The organism is Variovorax sp. P4_D9 (genome assembly GCF_056401695.1).
In genome coordinates this window covers 1-698 of sequence record NZ_JBFUIU010001686.1, presented here as the reverse complement: position 1 = coordinate 698, position 698 = coordinate 1, and the positions used below count along the sequence as shown (strand labels likewise).

The following is a 698-nucleotide window of genomic DNA, read 5'->3' as shown; positions in this document are numbered from 1 at the left end:
GTCACCTGGTCCATCTGCGTGATCGCCTGGTTGATCTGCTCGATCCCCGAGGTCTGCTCCTGGCTGGCCGCCGTGATCTCGCCCATGATGTCGGTCACGCGCCGCACGCTGCCGACGATCTCTTCCATCGTCTTGCCGGCCTCGGCCACCAGTGCGCTGCCCGCGCCCACCTTGCCCACCGAGTCGTCGATCAGGCCCTTGATCTCCTTGGCCGCCGCCGCCGAGCGCTGAGCCAGGCTGCGCACCTCCGCCGCCACCACCGCGAAGCCCCGACCCTGCTCGCCGGCGCGCGCGGCTTCCACCGCCGCGTTCAGCGCCAGGATGTTGGTCTGGAAAGCGATGCCGTCGATGACGCCGATGATGTCGACGATCTTCTTCGACGAGGCGTTGATCGAGGCCATCGTGTCAAGCACCTGATCGACCACGCTGCCGCCCCGGACCGCCACTTCGGAGGCCGACACAGCCAGTTGATTTGCTTGACGCGCGTTGTCCGCGTTCTGCTTGACGGTGCTGGTAAGTTCTTCCATCGAGGCTGCCGTCTGCTCCAGCGAGCTGGCCTGCTCTTCGGTGCGCGAGGACAGATCCTGGTTGCCTGCGGCGATCTGGTTCGTCGCCGTGGCGATCGTGTCGCTCGAGAGCTTGATYTTCCCGACCACCTGGGTCAGGTCGATCTGCATAAGCCGGATCGAGTGCAGCAG

At 65.9% G+C, this 698-nt stretch carries 1 protein-coding gene; it reads right to left on the bottom strand.

The window, feature by feature from the left end; translation table 11 throughout:
* Positions 1 to 698, bottom strand: a 698-nt coding sequence (locus tag AC1DY5_RS57770; protein ID WP_478123062.1) for a methyl-accepting chemotaxis protein, incomplete at both ends; no start/stop codon positions are given.